The organism is Caballeronia concitans (genome assembly GCF_001544615.1).
Lineage (GTDB): Bacteria > Pseudomonadota > Gammaproteobacteria > Burkholderiales > Burkholderiaceae > Caballeronia > Caballeronia concitans.
The window spans coordinates 192,601-208,170 of sequence record NZ_FCNV02000007.1; the positions used below are offsets into that span (position 1 = coordinate 192,601).

The window sequence follows — 15,570 nt, forward strand, 5'->3', positions numbered from 1 at the left end:
GATTTCTTTAAAAGACCAATCGAGAGCCATTCGAAACATAAAGGAGACAGCGCAATGAAGCTCAAGAAATTCGGCACCGCTCTTACGGCGATCGCGCTTGCTGCAGGCGCGATTGCAGCCGCGCAAGCCGCGACCAACGAGACGATCGTGACCGTGGTGAAAGTGACCGGCATCAACTGGTTCAATCGCATGGACGATGGCGTGAAGGAATTCGGCAAAGAGAATCCGAATATCAACGTCTATCAGACCGGCCCGGGCCGCGCCGATGCCGCGCAGCAGCTCAAGATCATCGAAGACCTGATTGCCAAGAAAGTCACTGCGATCGCAGTCGTTCCCTACGATCCGCCGACGCTCGAACCCGCGCTCAAGAAAGCGATGGATCGCGGCATCAAGGTCGTCACGCATGAGGCCGACAATGCCAAGAACACGATGGTCGATATCGAAGCGTTCGACAATACCGCCTATGGCGCAGGTCTGAACGAGCGGCTCGCTAAGTGCATGGGACAGCAGGGCAAGTGGGCAGTGCTGGTCGGCTCGCTCGGCAGCCGCTCGCAAGTGCAATGGGCCGATGGCGGCATCGGCAATGCCAAGGCTAAATATCCGAAGATGGATCTCGTCGAGCCGAAGCTCGAAACGAACAACGACGGCGAGCGCGCTTATCAGGTCGCCAAGGAAGTCTTGCGCAAGCATCCGGACCTGACAGGCTTCCAGGGTTCATCGTCGCTGGATGTGATCGGCATTGGCCGGGCGGTTGAAGAAGCCGGCAAGGTCGGCAAGATCTGCGTCTATGGCACGGGCTTGCCGACGGAAGCGGGCAAGTTCCTCGAAAGCGGCGCGATCAACGGCATTGCCTTTTGGGATCCGAAGCTCGCGGGCATCGCAATGAACAAGGTCGCGCAAATGCTCGTCGACGGCAAGACGGTTCAGAACGGCGCCGATCTCGGCATTCCCGGCTATAACAAAGTCACTGTGAGCAAGGGCCCGGGCAAAGGCGTGATCGTGCGCGGCACTGGCTGGGTGGATGTCGACAAGACGAATTACAAGCAATACCCGTTCTGATGTAATGCTTGCGGCGCGTGAGTTCAAGGCACGCGCCGCGCGAAACCATACGCCATGACCACAGAGACACCGCTCCTCGAAGTCGTCGATATTCATAAGCGCTTTACCGGCGTGTATGCGCTGCGCGGCGTGAGCCTTGCGTTCGAGCGTGGGCAGATTTATCACTTGCTTGGTGAGAATGGCTGCGGCAAGAGCACGCTCATCAAGATCATTTCGGGCGCGCAGCCGCCGGACGAAGGCGAGCTCGTAATAGAAGGCGCGCGTCATGCACGACTTTCGCCGCTGGATGCGCTTTCGGCAGGCATCGAGACGGTCTATCAGGACTTGTCGTTGCTGCCGAACATGAGCGTGGCAGAGAATGTCGCGCTCACATCCGAGCTTGCCGAACACGCAGGAAAGCTCGCGCGCACGTTCGATCGTCGTGCGCTTGCCGCCACCGCCGCGCGTGCGCTCGAAGCCGTTGGCTTGCCAGGCGACCTCACTTTTCAAAAGACTCTGATCGAGCAATTGCCGCTCGCCACGCGTCAGCTCGTGGCGATTGCGCGCGCCATTGCCAGTGAAGCGAAATTCGTCATCATGGATGAACCGACGACCTCGCTGACTCAAAAGGAAGTGGACAACCTGATCGCGGTGCTGGGCAAGCTGCGCGCTCAAGGCGTTGCAGTGCTCTTCGTCAGTCACAAGCTGGATGAGTGTTATGCGATTGGCGGCGAAGTCATCGTGCTGCGCGACGGCCAGAAAATGGCGCAAGGGCCGATTGAAAACTATTCGAAGGCACAGATCAGCGAGCTCATGACGGGCAAGCATCTTTCGACGGAGCGCTATCGCGATGAGGGCGATGTCCATGCGTCGCAAGTGGTGCTCGATGTGAAGGACCTGGGGCGTAAGGGCCAGTTCGCGGATGTGTCGTTTGCCTTGCACAAGGGTGAGATTCTCGGCGTGACCGGATTGCTCGACTCCGGGCGTAACGAGCTTGCGCGCGCGCTGGCCGGCGTCGCGCCGGCGGATACCGGCGCGGTGACGCTCGACGGCATGCGCGTGCGCCTGCATTCGCCAGCCGACGCCAAGGCGCAGCGCATTGGCTATGTGCCCGAAGACCGCCTGAACGAAGGCTTGTTTCTCGACAAGCCGATACGCGACAACGTCGTGACCGCGATGATCGCGAGCTTGCGCGACCGCTTCGGCCAGATCGATCGCAAACGGGCGCAAGCGCTTGCCGAGCGCACCGTGAAAGACTTGCAGATCGCGACGCCCGATGTCGACAAGCCGGTGCAATCGCTCTCGGGCGGCAATCAGCAGCGCGTGCTGATCGGCCGCTGGCTTGCAATCGATCCGCGCGTGCTCATCTTGCACGGACCGACGGTGGGCGTGGACGTGGGATCGAAGGACATCATTTACCGCATCATGCAGCGGCTGTCCAAAGAGGGCATCGGCATTATCCTGATCAGTGACGACTTGCCCGAGCTGCTGCAGAACTGCGACCGCATACTGATGATGAAGAAAGGCCGCATTGCGAGTGAGTATCGTGCGGACCGCCTGAACGAGGCCGATCTTTATCACGCGCTACTTTCAGAGGCAGCATGAGCATGAGTGAATCCGTCCGCCGCACAGGAAACGAGACGATGACGCCAGCAGTGAGCGATGTCTCTCCGCGTGTGCGCAAGGGCAATCTGTATGCGCAACTGATGCGCAATCCGGAGTGGTTTACGGTCGGACTCATTGTGGTCACGTGTCTGATCGTGGGCAGCCTCAACCCGCGCTTCTTTCAGTTCGCCACGTTGTTCGACATGCTGCATTCGGCGACGACCGTATCGCTGTTTGCAATGGGCACGCTCGTGGTGCTGGCATCGGGCGGCATCGACGTGTCGTTCACCGCCATCGCCGCCTTGACGATGTATTCCATCACCAAGGCCGTATTCGCATGGTGGCCCGAGTGTCCGTTCGTCTTCATTCTGCTTGCGGGCGCGGTGGGCGGCGTGCTGCTCGGCATCGTCAATGGGACGCTGGTGCATCGGCTAAAGGCACCTTCGCTGATCGTCACGATCGGCACGCAGTATCTGTTTCGCGGTTTGCTGCTGACGTTCGTCGGCACGCAGTTCTTCATGAATATTCCGCACAGCATGGATACGTTCGGCCGCTTGCCACTCTTCTTCTATCACACGGCCGATGGGTTGCGCGCGGTGTTGCCGGTGTCGGTGCTGGCGCTCGTGATTGCAGCCGTCGTTACGTGGTGGCTGCTCAATCGAACGATGATGGGCCGCGGCGTGTATGCAATGGGCGGCAGTCTGGCCATTGCCGAGCGCCTGGGCTATAACCTGCGCGCCATTCATCTCTTCGTATTCGGTTATACCGGTTTGCTGGCGGGCGTCGCGGGCATTCTGCACGTATCGACTAATCGGCTGGCGAATCCGTTCGATCTCGTCGGCACCGAGCTCGATGTGATCGCTGCGGTCATTCTCGGCGGAGCGCGCATCACGGGCGGCACGGGTACGGTCATCGGCACGCTGCTTGGTGTCGTGCTCGTGACGCTCATCAATAGCGTGCTGATTCTGGTGGGCGTGCCTAGCACCTGGCAGAAGGTGATTATCGGCGCGTTTATTCTCGTCGCGGGGACGCTGTTCGCTCTGGGACGCAGGCAGTAGGTTCGGTCAGGCGCGCTTCTGCTGCGCCTGTCCCTTTTCCGTGATGATCGAATCGAACTCGGCAAGTTCAGCGAAGCGCACGGCCTTCACCTTGCCAAATTTACTCGAATCGACGACGAGATGCCGCTCCACGGCGCTCGCCATGGCGGCCTGCTTGATTGCCACTTCATGGAAATTCCAGCACGTGACGCCGCGCGCTTCGTCGGCGCCGCCCGCCGACACGAACGCCTTGTTGATGCCCATGCGTCTCAACGTCTCGACACTTTCATCGCTTGCAAACGATTCGGACGAAGGCACGTACACGCCTCCAAGCAGAATCATGCGCACATTGGGCTTGCGCCGCAAAATTTCCGCGACGTTGAGTGAGTAACACACCACCGTCAAATGCATCTCGGCGGGAATGTGACGGGCGAGCGTGGTCAGCGTCGTGCCGCAGTCGATGAAAATGGTTTCGCTGTCCGTCAGGAGATGCGCCGCATGGCCCGATGCAATGGCCTTCGCCTGCGCGAAGTGATCCTTCTCTTCGTCGATGGTGTAGCCCGCCGCGTTCGGTAAATCCGCTGCGCTGACGATATAACCGCCAAGGTAAGTGAATTGGCCGGGATGCGCCGCGATATCCCGGCGAACGGTCATTTCGGATACGCCTAGAAGTGTCGCCGCATCGCGCAGACGCATGACGTTTTGTTTCTCTAGCGCGCTGGAAAGCGTGCGTAGGCGGTCGCTCTTGGCCATTGAATTCGCAGTCTCGCAACGCGTCGCCGCGGTGTTAGATTTTAGTCGTGAGTTGAAAGAATTATAACAATGCAAGGCGCATCGGCGTGCGCCTTGACTGTGCGTAGCGGGTAAATACGGAGTGGGAAGCTAGTTCGCTTCGACTTCGTCCAGCATGACGGAAAGCGTGCCGGCTTCGCTTTGCACGCCCGCATCGAGATCGATCTCGTGAGGCGTCATCTTTGCGATGGCTTTCAAAAGACGCGGCGAAAACGTCGCGCCAAACAAGGCAATCGCATCGTTGCGTTCGCGTTCGTTTGCATTCGCCAAGGTCCGCAACTCTGCAAGCGGCAGGCCGACGAACAGGTCCAAGGGATAAGGCGGAGCGTTGAGTTCTAGCGTCGTGGCCGGTGACTCCGGAGCGCGAATACGCAGACCGGGCTGAAGATGGTTCTCCAATTCCATCGTCACTTCATAATCTGCCTCCGCTTCGAGTGATGTGCGCGCTTCGCTTTGCAAAAACGGCGCGACGGGCTGAAGGCGGGCGAGTTCTTCATCGGTCAGTAGCATGGCGGTTCTCCTTGATCGGCGATCGATGGATCGCCTGATCCTAGCCCTTAAGCTAAATGCTTGCCCGGTACGCGATAGCTTCGAATTCGATGGAGAGGAAGAAAGATTTCTCAGTGCCGATGCGCTTCGACGAAGTGCGCGATTGCATCGTTTACCGCACTTGCAGCGTCGCGATGAGGCGAGTGACCGCAATGCGGCAGCTTGGCCAGTTGCGCGTGCGGAACGTATGCCTTGATTCTGTCGATCTGTTCCATTGATGCATATTCGTCGTCGCAACCCTGAATGGCAAGAAGCGGCCGCTTGATCGATACAAGCGTTGCTGCAATATCCCAGTGGCGAAACGCGGGGGCGAGCCAGGCATCGTTCCATCCATAGAAAGCCGAGTCCACGTCTTCGTGATAGGGCGCGAGCCTTGCCCGAAAGCCGCCCGTTTCATAGGCGATTCTTGCCTTGCCGATTGCATCCACGGTCATTGCTTCGACGAACGTATGCGGCGCAAGCACGACCGCGCCCGCGAGCGCTTCGGGAAACGCGCTTGCATAGAGCAGCGCGATGGAGCCGCCGTCACTATGACCGACCACCCACATGCGCGCCCGCTCGGCATGATCGATGGCGAGTGCATCGAGGAATGCAGGCAGCACGACTTGCGCTTGACGATGCAGGAAGTCGACCGGCCATTTTTCTTGTCGAGGTCGCGGCGTGGAGCGTCCATAACCGGGACGTGAATAAACGAGGCCACGGCAATTCAGGCGATCGCACAAGGCCTTGGGCCAGTCCTTCCATAAGGCAATGGAGCCCAGGCCCTCATGTAGAAAGAGCGCAATCGGCGCATCCGTGCGTTCAGCGTTGATCCATCGATACTCGATGTCGAGCGGATAAGGGCCGCAGTCCAGTCGAGTGAATTTCACGTGGTCGTTCATGGCGTTCCAAGGTCTTTGGATGCGCCCAAGATTAACAGAGACCGCTTAGCCTGGCGCCGCTGTCAATTGCGAATGGACGTCCTGTGCGAGTTCCAGCATCACTTGGCGGTCGATGCCACCGGAAACCGCATAGCCGAAATCGCCGTCGACCCAGTAGAAAACACTTACCGGGCCATCCTGATACAGCTTGAATGCAGTCGTATTCGCGCTCGTCTTGCGGCGGGAAATGCAAAGCGTCACACGTTCGCCTCTTGCGTCGCGATACATGAATTGAGCCATCGGACCGTCTTCGCCGGGAATGAGCCGGCCGCCCATCAATTGAAAGCCGCTCTTGGTGAGCATGGGCGGATGCACGTCCGTTCCCAGCTTGTTCGACAGGTACTGCACGAATTCTTCTTCGCGATCTTGGCTCATGTCCGCAGGACGATCGACTGTCGGCATATACACCACATGCGCAAGCGCGGCCTCGCGCGCCATCGTTTCGTTGTTGTCCGCGCCGAGCGCAACGGTCTGCGATGCATTCGACCACGGTCCATATGCGCGCATGCCGAATCCGAAGCCGGCACCGATGCCGATGCCAAGCACGAGCGTCGCAGCAAGGCCCGCGAATTGCGGCCAACTGGCGATGCTCCATGTGCGCCGCTTGCGTTCGAGCGCACGCAAACGAGACGGCACGGGCTCGTTCAGAACGCGGTCGTAACGCTCATGAAACATGTTATTCAGCGAGAAATAATCGCTTACGCGCGCAGCCAGCGCGGGATTCGATTCGATTGCACGTTGAACCTGCTCGCGACGTTCCGAGGACAGTGCGCCATCGACATAAGCATGGATTTCTTCTTCGCTGATCGCAGTCGGTTGCTCGCTCATCGCACCACCTTCAGTTTTGCACCGGGCTGCGCGCCCGCCATGAATGCTCTTAGTCGTTCGCGGCCACGCGACAGCCGGGACATGACCGTGCCGACGGGCACGTCCAGCGCAATCGCGACTTCCGCATAGCTCATCTCTTCCAGGCCCACGAGCAAGACGACTTCACGCTGCTCGGCGGGCAGGCGCTGCAATGCATAGTCGAGGTCGCGCACTTCGAGGGAACGCAATTGGTCGCCGGGTGCGGCAAAATCGCTTTCGCGGTACGCGTCGTCGTCGACCGAAACGTGAACTGCGCGCGCCGACGCTTTGCTGAGTTGATTGACGAACACGTTATGCATGATCGTAAAAAGCCACGCGCGCAGATCGGTGCCGGCTTCGAACATTTTGCTTCGCGAGAGGGCGCGTTCGAGCGTGTCCTGCACGAGATCGTCCGCGAGTTCGCGGTTGGTCAGAAGCGCGCGCGCGTATCGGCGCAATCGCGGCACGTGCTCCATCAAGTCATTGCGGATGTCCATGTTCGATCCGTCGCTCATTGCCCGTCGCAGCCGGTATCAGCTGCGGTCATTCAAAAAGAAGAACAGGCGCGCCGGCGTTTTATTCCCGTTTTTAGTGAATTCTTTTTCCCGCAGACCGACGCTCGCTGAATGGAGCATGCGGGGGTTACGCAATGTGCGTCGCTTCCTTGGCGATACCCGACGTGTGCCGCAACTGATCGACGGTCAGCCGGATTGCATCGATCAAGGCGCGCGCGGCCGGTGAAGGCGTGCTGCCCGCGCGCATCGTGAGGCCGATATCGCGCCGCGTGTTTTGCATCGCAATGTCGAGCACGACGAGTTGTCCCGCCTCGCATTCGTAGTGCAATTGCTGTGCGGAAACCGCGGCAAGCATGTCCGTATGAGCCAGCAAGCCGCGAATGATGGCAAGGTCCGCCGTCTCGACGGTCGGCATCGGCGGTTTGAGCTTGAGGCGCCTGAATTGCGCTTCGAATATGCCCCGTGCGGGTGCATGGCTGCGTGGCAAAACCCACTGGGCTGCGATCAATTCGTTGAGTGTCAAGTCGCGCTTGCTCGCTAACGGATGATCGCGCCGCGCAAGGACCACCATGTCTTCCGACATGAGACGTTCATTCGCCAGGCCGCTCGATGCATCGTTCGCTCTCAGCGCGCCGAGTACGAAATCGATATCGCCCGCCCGCAGTCCGGCGACGAGCGGTTCATACGCGCTTTCATCGGTTGCAATTCGCACGCCGGGATATTGAGCGGCGACGCGTGCAATCGCGCGAGGAAGAATCAAGGTTCTGCCAAGCGGCAGCGCGCCGACGGTGACATAACCCTGAATGGTGCCGCGCAAGGCGGCAAGATCATCGGGAATATGCCGCAACTCATTGAGCGCGCGACGCACGTGAAGCACGAAAGTCTCGCCTTCGCTCGTGAGCAACAGGCCGCGCGGGCTGCGATGAAACAATTGCATGCCCGCGCCGGTTTCCATGATGCGTATGGCGCTACTGACGGCGGGCTGACTGAGGCCGAGTGTCTGAGCGGCGCTGGGCATATGACGATGACGCGCCAGTGCGGAAAACAATTGCAGCCGCCGCGTGTTCAGGAGAAAAGCCGGCAATGCATTCCCCGATGCCGAGCGTCGACGCGACTGCCGCGCGGCGCACCATTGCGCGAGCGTTTCGAGTTCGAAGAATATGCGCTCGCAACGCAATAAAACAGCGCGTCCGGCGGGCGTAGGCAACATGCCCGATGGACGGCGTTCGAGCAGGGTTTCGCCTACCGCCGCTTCGAGTTCCTGCAGCGACCGTGTAACGGCGGATTGCGCGCGAAAGAGCGCAGATGCAGCGCGCGTGGCGCTGCCGGTTTGCACCACGAGTCTGAATGCGCGCAAGTACGCGAGATTGAGCAGTTCGCGGGTGTCCATGGGACTTGCTGAAGGAAAGGTTCGGGCATCAGTTTAATTTATCGCTTGCCGCTCTTAGCAATTCCCCGCCGTCAATCGTCGATCGTTCCATGCACGCCAAGCTCGCCGCGCTTCCAATAAGCGGAGGCACGGATGCGCCGCTTGTCGATACCGCGTTCGTCGCAAAGCAACTGACGCACCGAACGCATCAGCGTCGCTTCACCGGCGGCCCACACATAGCCTTCGCCATCGGGCAAATACAACTCGCGCAGCGCGGACAACACATCGCCTGATTGCGCGGTCTCGTCGCGGTAACACCATTGCGCGTAGAGATCGGCGCGCGAATTGAGTTCGAAGCACGCGGAAGGATCGGCGACTTCGATCAACGTGGCCGCGCGGGTGCCTTCGGGCAGTTCTTCGAGACGACGCGCGATGGCGGGCAGGGCGGTTTCATCGCCGATCAGAAGATGCCAGTCGAAATGCGACGGCACGACGAACGAGCCGCGCGGCCCGCCGATGCCGAGAGTGTGACCCGGCGCGGCCTGCGACGCCCACGCCGTCGCCGGACCGGCTTGGTGCAAAGCGAATTCAATATCCAATTCCAGCGCCTCGCGGTCGAAGCGCCGCGGCGTGAAATCGCGCGCGATGGGTTTGGGCTTCGCCGGATCGAAAACGGGACCGTCGGGGCCCGCTTCGGGAATGACGGGCATCGTCTCGCCGGGCTGCGGGAAAAAGACCTTTACGTGATCGTCGAAAGATGCGGTTTCGAAATCGGCGAGCGCTTCGCCCGTCAATGTCACGCGGATCAAACGCGGGTTCATTGCATGCACGCGCTTCACTTGAAGCAGGCGGAACTTGAGTGCATGGCGCACGCGCGTGACTTCGAGATTGGGGCGGTCCTGCCGTTCGTTCGTCGCGGAATGGATCATCGGATGTTCTTCAATCGTTGGCCTGCGTTTTTGATTGCGGGCTGGCGTCGCCCTGTTCGATCTCCGCCGTTGCACGCGCGAGAATGGCCGCGATACGGCGCTGCTCTCCCTGCGATGCATCGGTGCGCAGCAGCAGAGCGCGTTTCAACGCGTGTCGCGCGGCGATCAGTTCGGGCGCCCATCCGTTGTCGGCTGCCGCGTCGTCCGGATCCTCGCCCGCATAGGCGCGGCGCACGAGGTCCATCTTGCGTGCAAAATGCAAAAGCCTTGCAAGCATCAGATCGACGCGCTCGCGGTTCGCAGCGAGATACGCGCGGCCCGACTCCGATAGCGCGTAGCGCTTGCGGTTGCCTTCCAGTTCGACGGTTGCATGGCCGAGTTCTTCGAGATACGTGAGCGCGGGATAGACCATGCCGGGACTCGGCGCATAGAAGCCGTTGGAGCGGTCCGCCAACGCCTTGATCAGCTCGTATCCGTGGCGCGGGGCCTCTTCGAGCATCGCGAGAAGCAGCAGTTGCAGGTCCTCCGACGAAAACTTGCGGCCACGCGGCATGCCGCCCATGTCGTCGGGACCGCCGCCGAATCCGCCCATCCCCCCGAAGCCACCGCCCCTGCCGAACCGCCCGCCGCCGTGCCGATGCCGGCCGACCATGCCCCAGCGCTCGAACATGAACCACGCGGCTCGGAAGGGCGAATCGAATTCAAAATGCCGTTCGGGGCCGGGGGCGACAGCGTGGCTGCATCGGTGAAAACCTCGAGATCTCATGGTCGCACTCCTTGATATATCGTAAAACATATCTAAAGATATATATCGTAAGAGTGTCTGTCAAGGGTGTCTCAAGGGTTTTATGGTGCACAACATAGTCTGCGGGAACCAAAAAGACCGGTTTCGAAGACAACCGAGTCTGCAGGATCGCGGAAACCTCAGCGGCTTGTACGCGCAGGTCATTCCGCCGATCGCAGGCGATGCGCGCTGCTTCGCCGAATCGATGTCTCCTTGGGAATCTCAGGCAAGCGTCGAGAAGTATTTCTCGTCAGGCACGACGCCCGTTGCGATAAAAATGCGATTGGTATGGTTGAACCACGATGCGATCTCGATGGCTTCGAGTATGTCGGCATCGTCGAGACCGAGCCGCCGCAAGCGTTCGAAGTCATGCGGCGTGATGGCGCGCGGCGACGTGGTGATGGTCTCGGCGATCTCTGCGAGCGCGCGTTGACGCGGCGATAGATCGGCGAGGTGATAGTCGAGTGCGATGCGCCTTGCGCGCACGCGATCGCGCGAAGCGGCAGCAAGCGAGCGCGCATGATGAATCGTGCAGCGTGCGCAGCCGTTCGTGCGCGAAACGATGACCGCGATGAGTTCGCGCTCGTCGATCGGTAAGCGGCCTGCCGTCGCGCTGAAGAGCTTCTCGAAATACTGCGTGAAGCGGCGTGCCGTATCAGGATTGATGGACAGCGCGCGAATCCAGTTGTCGCCATCGTGGTGCGCGACGAGTTCGCGGATATCGTCGCTCAAGGCATTCTGGTCGGGCACTTCGAGCCGGCCGATGACGGATGCATCGGCGCTGGGAATGTTTGCCATGTCGCATTCCTCGTCCGGATAGATTCGAACATGCAGCGGACCATTATGCGCAGTGTGTTCCGGCTCGTTCCAATATCGATTTGCGATTAGCAATTCAGCCGGGCGCGATGCGCGCGGATCGCTTAGCTTATGAAAAATGAGTCGTACCGATGATCGTGCGCGTGAGCTAACGTTGAGCTCTTCATCCACACCGGGAGAAACCGACGATGTCCACACTTGCGCCCGATCCGGCGACGCTTGCCGATGCCAACGTCAATCGCGAGCCGATATCACGCTTCGTCGTGCCGGATGAAGCGCGCTTGCCGCCGCACGTCGCATCGATTCATGCGCAGTTTCGCCGGCAGTACGGCTTCGTGCCGAACTGGCTCGCGGCGTTTTCGGTGAATCCGGATACCGCTTACCGGCTCTTCACGTTCTACGAGCATCTCGTCGATCCGCACCGGAGCAACCTGACGGCGGCCGAGCGCGAATTGATTGCGGTCGTGACATCGGCGGCGAACGAGTGCAGCTATTGCGTGTTCAATCACACGCAGGCGCTCGCGCATGTGCTCGGTGATACGGTCCGTGCGCAGCGCATCGCGCAGGGGTTTCATCATGTGCGGCTGACGCCGAAGGAAGCCGCGCTCGCCGAGATTTCGGTGCGTCTGACGCGCGATCCATCCAGCATCCGCGACGACGACTTGCAGCAGTTGCGCGAGATCGGCTTCACGCAGCAAGCCGTGACGGAAGTGCTGGAGATCGCCGCTTTCTTCAATTACGCGAACCGGCTGACGATCGCCCTCAATGTCGTGCCGGATGATGAGTTCTTCGCGGGGCGTGATCTGAAGACCGCAGTCGCAGCGGCATAGATTGGCGCTCGATTGATAAAGACTCGGCTTGATCACATAGGCAGAGACATCAACGATGATCGAACGTAATGCGTTGCACCGCGTCGTGCCAGATAGAAAAGAATCGCACCCCGTCACGCTCGTGACGGTTCCCGGGCTGCATGGCAGCGAAGGCGCGCACTGGCAGAGCTGGCTGGAACGCCAGATGCCCGGCGCGCGGCGTGTCCAACAACGCGACTGGAATGCGCCGCATCTGGAAACATGGAGCGACGCCGTGCACGACGCACTCCTGCATGCGCCGAATCCGACCGTTTTGGCGGCGCACAGTTTCGGTTGCCTGGCCGTCGCGCAGGCGCTTGCGCAGCGTGCGCGCGGCGCGTTCCATGGGTTGGGCGCGACGGTGCTCGGCGTGCTGTTCGTCGCGCCGGCGAGTCCGTCGAAGTTTCGTTCTGCGGGCGCGTTCGACGCGCGCCGCCTCGATGTGCCCTCGCTCGTCGTCGGCAGCACGAACGACCCGTGGATTCCCATCGACGAAGCGCGCGCGCTCGCGCAGCACTGGAACAGCGCTTTCGTGAATCTGGGCGACGCCGGTCATATCAACACGGCAGCGGGGTACGGGCCGTGGCCGCTCGCGCGACATATCGTCGAGACGCTCGCGCGCCGCATCGACACGGTGACGGACGATGCGCTTACGCGGCGGCGTCATCGCGCGCACTCGTGAACAGGCCGTCCAGAGAGCCTGGCCGAGCCTGATTTCACCGTTCAGCGTCCCTTCCACGGCACGAGCCGCCGCTCCAGCGCGCGCATGCCGAAATCGAAAATCCACGCGATCGCGCCGATCAACACGATCCCCATCACGACGACATCCGTGCGCAGGAAGCTCGATGCGTTGAGCACCATCTGCCCGAGCCCGGCGGTGGCGGCGACCATTTCGGCGGCGACGAGCGTGGTCCAGCCGAAGCCGACCGCGATGCGCAAGCCCGTCAGTATTTCCGGCAGCGCGGCGGGCAGCACGACATGCCACACCACCTGGCGGAAGTTCGCGCCGAGCGACCACGCGGCGTTCACCTGCTCGGCGGTCGCGCTTCTCGCACCGGCACGGGCGGCCATCGCGATGGGCGCGAAGCACGCGAGCCAGATCACGACGATTTTCGCGGTCTCGTCGATGCCGAAGTAGATGACGACGAGCGGCAGATAAGCGAGCGGCGGCAGCGGCCGATAAAACTCCAGCGGCGGGTCCAGCACACCGCGCGCGATGCGGCTCACGCCCATCAGAATGCCGACGGGCACCGCCGTGACGACCGCCAGCGCGAACGCGCCGAACACGCGAATCGCGCTCCACAGCAGATGTTCCGAGAGCGGCAGGCCGCCTTGCAGACGCCCATGCCACGCATCGACGAATGCGTGCCATACCGCCTCGGGCGAAGGCAGGAAGAGCGGCGGCAACCAGCCGAAATGCGTGGCGGACCACCACAACGCCGCGAGCACGACAACGCATAGCGCACTCGGCAGCGCGGTCGGCCCCGCGCCGGGCATACCGCGATTGCGGGCGCGATGCTTCGCGCGAGCGGTGCGTCGAGTGAGCCGCGACCCCGCCGTTGCACCGGACAACGATGCATCCGAAGCCTGCCGGTTCACGCGGCCTCCTTTTCCGTGCGATGCAAACGGCGCGTCAGCCGCTCGCGCCATTCGATGAACGCGGGCGACGACTTCACGGCGCGCGCATCGCGGCCACGCACGTATTCGCGCGAGAAAGGCAGTTCGTGCACTTCCTCGATTCGTCCGGGACCGGGCGTCATCAGCACGAGCCGCGTCGCCAGAAAGAGCGCTTCTTCCACGCTGTGCGTGATGAAGAACACCGTCTTGCGAGTGCGCGCCCACACATCCAGCACCAGCTCCTGCACGCTTTCGCGCGTGAGGGCGTCGAGCGCGCCCATCGGTTCGTCCATCAAGAGGACTTCGGGATCGCTCGCGAGCGCACGCGCAATGCCGACGCGTTGCTGCATGCCGCCCGAAAGCGCGTGGACCTTCGCATGCTCGTGCTGCGCCAGGCCGACGAGGGCAAGCGTGCGCCGCGCGATAACGTGACGTTCGGCGCGCTTCACGCCGCGAAAGCGCAAGCCGAGCGCGACGTTGTCGAGCACGTCGAGCCACGGCATCAACGCATGCTTCTGAAACACCACGCCGCGCTCCGCGCCCGGTCCGGCGATCGGTTCGCCGTTGAGCGATGCCTCGCCCTCGGTCGGATCGATGAAACCGGCGAGGCAGTTGAGCAGCGTGGTCTTGCCGCAGCCCGATGCGCCGAGCGCCACGACGAACTCGCCGCTGCCGATGTGCAGATCGACGCCTTCCAACGCAGGCGCGCTCGCGCCGTCATAAGTGACGCCGAGATTGCGGATGGAAAGCGATGTCATTTCGCGGCCTGCTGCGCGTAGCGCGGATCGACGCCCGTGGAGTAATCCGCGAGCACGTTCTGGATCGTGCCCTGCTGCTTGAGGAACTGCGCAGTCGCGGCAAGCGATTTCGCCGCGCCGGACTGTTGCCCGCCGCCGAGCCACGTCTGAGATGCCTGTTCGCCCGCCGTCGGGAACGCGTAGAGCGCGAGACTCGCGGGCACGTCGGCGGCGTTCGCGCCGGATTCCCGTGCCACGGCCTTCACCTGCGCGGAGCCGGCGCTCCAGTCGGCTTTGTGATCGCGATATTGCGCGTCGGTGTCGGCGAGCACTTTGACGAGACCGGCCATGAACGCGGCGTTGTCCTGCGCGAACTTGCGCGACGCGACGAAGCCGTCGAAGGTCGCCTTGCCAGTTTCCTTCGCCACCTCGCCCGACGTGACGAGCACCTTGCCGTTCTGCTTGACCTTCGCGAGCACCGGGTCCCAGATATAGGTCGCGTCGATGTTGCCGCGCTCCCACGCTGCGGCCACTTCGGGCGGACGCAGATTGACGATCCTGACCGCGGAAGGATCGACGCCCGCCTGCTGCAACGCGACGAGCGCATGGAAATGCGAGGTCGACACATACGGCACGCCGAGCGTCTTGCCCTTGAGATCGGCGAGCTTGGTCACGCCCGAGCCGTTGCGGGCGACGAGCGCTTCGGCGTCGTTGATGTTGTCGAGAATCCAGAACAGCGAGAGATCGACGCCTTGCGACAAGCCCGCCGCGATTGGACTCGAACCCGCTTCGCCGACTTGTATCGAACCCGACGCGAGCGCGCGAATGACGTCCGCGCCGCTGCCGAGCTTGCGATAGGTGACCTTGTAGCCCGTCGCCTTCTCGACAGCGCCGCTCGCCTGCGCATAACGCCAGGGCACCACCATATCCTGATAGCCGATGACGACCTCGCGTGTCTCGGCGCGCGTGGAAAGGGGCGCGAATGCGATGGCGGCGAACAGGAAGGACGCAGCGCCGGCGATCAGCCTGCGACGATGGAACGTGTGTTTCATGGAGCGGACGAAAGTGGTGGGATGGAGCATTCGACTATAGGCACTTCGCGTACCGCGGCTACGAATCTTTCATGCTTTGCAAGTGAAGCAGGAAGGCATGATCGCCGTTCATGTCC

Annotated in this window: 18 protein-coding genes; 6 read left to right on the plus strand and 12 right to left on the minus strand. The window is 61.6% G+C overall.

The window, feature by feature from the left end; all coding sequences use genetic code 11:
* Positions 1 to 54: 54 nt before the first annotated feature.
* From AWB72_RS17715 to AWB72_RS17725, 3 genes are read left to right on the plus strand one after another with little or no spacing between them, the layout of a single operon-like run.
* A complete protein-coding gene (locus AWB72_RS17715; RefSeq protein WP_040049172.1) occupies positions 55 to 1,059 on the plus strand; it encodes an autoinducer 2 ABC transporter substrate-binding protein in 1,005 nt (334 codons plus the stop codon).
* 54 nt (positions 1,060 to 1,113) lie between these two features.
* On the plus strand, positions 1,114 to 2,643 hold the full coding sequence (locus tag AWB72_RS17720) for a sugar ABC transporter ATP-binding protein (RefSeq protein ID WP_040049173.1): 1,530 nt from the start codon (positions 1,114 to 1,116) through the stop codon (positions 2,641 to 2,643).
* Positions 2,640 to 3,701, plus strand: a complete 1,062-nt coding sequence (locus tag AWB72_RS17725) for an ABC transporter permease (RefSeq protein WP_040049174.1) — start codon at positions 2,640 to 2,642, stop codon at positions 3,699 to 3,701. Before AWB72_RS17720 ends, AWB72_RS17725 begins: the two co-directional genes overlap by 4 nt.
* 6 nt (positions 3,702 to 3,707) lie before the next feature.
* Here AWB72_RS17725 and AWB72_RS17730 read toward each other — a convergent pair whose 3' ends face one another.
* The 5 genes from AWB72_RS17730 to AWB72_RS17750 all read right to left on the minus strand — a co-directional run bounded on the left by AWB72_RS17730 (position 3,708) and on the right by AWB72_RS17750 (position 7,221).
* Entirely contained in the window at positions 3,708 to 4,433 is a 726-nt protein-coding gene (locus AWB72_RS17730; RefSeq protein WP_040049175.1) for a DeoR family transcriptional regulator, read from the minus strand.
* Between the two features lie 129 nt (positions 4,434 to 4,562).
* Entirely contained in the window at positions 4,563 to 4,982 is a 420-nt protein-coding gene (locus tag AWB72_RS17735) for a hypothetical protein (protein WP_040049176.1), read from the minus strand.
* 110 nt (positions 4,983 to 5,092) lie between these two features.
* The gene (locus AWB72_RS17740) at positions 5,093 to 5,902 is read right to left on the minus strand and encodes an alpha/beta fold hydrolase (protein WP_040049177.1); all 810 of its coding nucleotides are present in this window, start codon (positions 5,900 to 5,902) and stop codon (positions 5,093 to 5,095) included.
* Between the two features lie 45 nt (positions 5,903 to 5,947).
* Positions 5,948 to 6,769 carry an anti-sigma factor family protein gene (locus tag AWB72_RS17745; protein WP_040049178.1) on the minus strand — a complete coding sequence of 274 codons (822 nt, stop codon included), beginning with the start codon at positions 6,767 to 6,769 and terminating at the stop codon, positions 5,948 to 5,950.
* Positions 6,766 to 7,221 (minus strand): RNA polymerase sigma factor, encoded by a 456-nt coding sequence (locus AWB72_RS17750; RefSeq protein ID WP_244285672.1) that lies wholly within the window; start codon positions 7,219 to 7,221, stop codon positions 6,766 to 6,768. Before AWB72_RS17750 ends, AWB72_RS17745 begins: the two co-directional genes overlap by 4 nt.
* Between AWB72_RS17750 and AWB72_RS29450 the strand changes: the two genes are divergently transcribed.
* On the plus strand, positions 7,102 to 7,413 hold the full coding sequence (locus AWB72_RS29450) for a hypothetical protein (RefSeq protein WP_244285674.1): 312 nt from the start codon (positions 7,102 to 7,104) through the stop codon (positions 7,411 to 7,413). The two genes, AWB72_RS17750 and AWB72_RS29450, sit on opposite strands and share 120 nt — an antisense overlap.
* Before the next feature lie 16 nt (positions 7,414 to 7,429).
* Here the strand turns inward: AWB72_RS29450 and AWB72_RS17755 are convergent, their stop codons facing one another.
* The 4 genes from AWB72_RS17755 to AWB72_RS17770 all read right to left on the minus strand — a co-directional run bounded on the left by AWB72_RS17755 (position 7,430) and on the right by AWB72_RS17770 (position 11,182).
* On the minus strand, positions 7,430 to 8,692 hold the full coding sequence (locus AWB72_RS17755; protein WP_040049179.1) for a LysR family transcriptional regulator: 1,263 nt from the start codon (positions 8,690 to 8,692) through the stop codon (positions 7,430 to 7,432).
* A 71-nt stretch (positions 8,693 to 8,763) separates the two neighbouring features.
* Positions 8,764 to 9,600 (minus strand): siderophore-interacting protein, encoded by an 837-nt coding sequence (locus AWB72_RS17760; protein WP_040049180.1) that lies wholly within the window; start codon positions 9,598 to 9,600, stop codon positions 8,764 to 8,766.
* A gap of 10 nt (positions 9,601 to 9,610) precedes the next feature.
* The gene (locus AWB72_RS17765) at positions 9,611 to 10,366 is read right to left on the minus strand and encodes a PadR family transcriptional regulator (RefSeq protein WP_087128405.1); all 756 of its coding nucleotides are present in this window, start codon (positions 10,364 to 10,366) and stop codon (positions 9,611 to 9,613) included.
* A gap of 240 nt (positions 10,367 to 10,606) precedes the next feature.
* On the minus strand, positions 10,607 to 11,182 hold the full coding sequence (locus AWB72_RS17770; protein WP_040049181.1) for a peroxidase-related enzyme: 576 nt from the start codon (positions 11,180 to 11,182) through the stop codon (positions 10,607 to 10,609).
* A 206-nt stretch (positions 11,183 to 11,388) separates the two neighbouring features.
* Between AWB72_RS17770 and AWB72_RS17775 the strand changes: the two genes are divergently transcribed.
* Positions 11,389 to 12,030, plus strand: coding sequence for a peroxidase-related enzyme (locus AWB72_RS17775; protein WP_040049182.1), 642 nt, complete (start codon positions 11,389 to 11,391; stop codon positions 12,028 to 12,030).
* 55 nt (positions 12,031 to 12,085) lie between these two features.
* The gene (locus AWB72_RS17780; RefSeq protein ID WP_084592749.1) at positions 12,086 to 12,730 is read left to right on the plus strand and encodes an RBBP9/YdeN family alpha/beta hydrolase; all 645 of its coding nucleotides are present in this window, start codon (positions 12,086 to 12,088) and stop codon (positions 12,728 to 12,730) included.
* A gap of 41 nt (positions 12,731 to 12,771) precedes the next feature.
* Here AWB72_RS17780 and AWB72_RS17785 read toward each other — a convergent pair whose 3' ends face one another.
* From AWB72_RS17785 to tauA, 3 genes are read right to left on the minus strand one after another with little or no spacing between them, the layout of a single operon-like run.
* Entirely contained in the window at positions 12,772 to 13,647 is an 876-nt protein-coding gene (locus AWB72_RS17785; RefSeq protein ID WP_096030987.1) for an ABC transporter permease subunit, read from the minus strand.
* The gene (locus tag AWB72_RS17790; RefSeq protein WP_040049183.1) at positions 13,644 to 14,423 is read right to left on the minus strand and encodes a taurine ABC transporter ATP-binding protein; all 780 of its coding nucleotides are present in this window, start codon (positions 14,421 to 14,423) and stop codon (positions 13,644 to 13,646) included. The genes AWB72_RS17785 and AWB72_RS17790 overlap by 4 nt, the downstream gene beginning before the upstream one ends.
* Complete coding sequence (gene tauA, locus AWB72_RS17795; protein WP_040049184.1) at positions 14,420 to 15,454, minus strand: taurine ABC transporter substrate-binding protein; 1,035 nt, start codon at positions 15,452 to 15,454, stop codon at positions 14,420 to 14,422. Before tauA ends, AWB72_RS17790 begins: the two co-directional genes overlap by 4 nt.
* Between the last annotated feature and the right edge of the window lie 116 nt (positions 15,455 to 15,570).

Bases quoted from the DNA above. Each gene is read 5' to 3' on its own strand.
- AWB72_RS17715 (WP_040049172.1), top strand. From the start codon at position 55: ATGAAGCTCAAGAAATTCGGCACCGCTCTTACGGCGATCGCGCTTGCT.
- AWB72_RS17720 (WP_040049173.1), top strand. From the start codon at position 1,114: ATGACCACAGAGACACCGCTCCTCGAAGTCGTCGATATTCATAAGCGC.
- AWB72_RS17725 (WP_040049174.1), top strand. From the start codon at position 2,640: ATGAGCATGAGTGAATCCGTCCGCCGCACAGGAAACGAGACGATGACG.
- AWB72_RS17730 (WP_040049175.1), bottom strand. From the start codon at position 4,433: ATGGCCAAGAGCGACCGCCTACGCACGCTTTCCAGCGCGCTAGAGAAA.
- AWB72_RS17735 (WP_040049176.1), bottom strand. From the start codon at position 4,982: ATGCTACTGACCGATGAAGAACTCGCCCGCCTTCAGCCCGTCGCGCCG.
- AWB72_RS17740 (WP_040049177.1), bottom strand. From the start codon at position 5,902: ATGAACGACCACGTGAAATTCACTCGACTGGACTGCGGCCCTTATCCG.
- AWB72_RS17745 (WP_040049178.1), bottom strand. From the start codon at position 6,769: ATGAGCGAGCAACCGACTGCGATCAGCGAAGAAGAAATCCATGCTTAT.
- AWB72_RS29450 (WP_244285674.1), top strand. From the start codon at position 7,102: ATGCATGATCGTAAAAAGCCACGCGCGCAGATCGGTGCCGGCTTCGAA.
- AWB72_RS17755 (WP_040049179.1), bottom strand. From the start codon at position 8,692: ATGGACACCCGCGAACTGCTCAATCTCGCGTACTTGCGCGCATTCAGA.
- AWB72_RS17760 (WP_040049180.1), bottom strand. From the start codon at position 9,600: ATGATCCATTCCGCGACGAACGAACGGCAGGACCGCCCCAATCTCGAA.
- AWB72_RS17765 (WP_087128405.1), bottom strand. From the start codon at position 10,366: ATGAGATCTCGAGGTTTTCACCGATGCAGCCACGCTGTCGCCCCCGGC.
- AWB72_RS17770 (WP_040049181.1), bottom strand. From the start codon at position 11,182: ATGGCAAACATTCCCAGCGCCGATGCATCCGTCATCGGCCGGCTCGAA.
- AWB72_RS17775 (WP_040049182.1), top strand. From the start codon at position 11,389: ATGTCCACACTTGCGCCCGATCCGGCGACGCTTGCCGATGCCAACGTC.
- AWB72_RS17780 (WP_084592749.1), top strand. From the start codon at position 12,086: ATGATCGAACGTAATGCGTTGCACCGCGTCGTGCCAGATAGAAAAGAA.
- AWB72_RS17790 (WP_040049183.1), bottom strand. From the start codon at position 14,423: ATGACATCGCTTTCCATCCGCAATCTCGGCGTCACTTATGACGGCGCG.
- tauA (WP_040049184.1), bottom strand. From the start codon at position 15,454: ATGAAACACACGTTCCATCGTCGCAGGCTGATCGCCGGCGCTGCGTCC.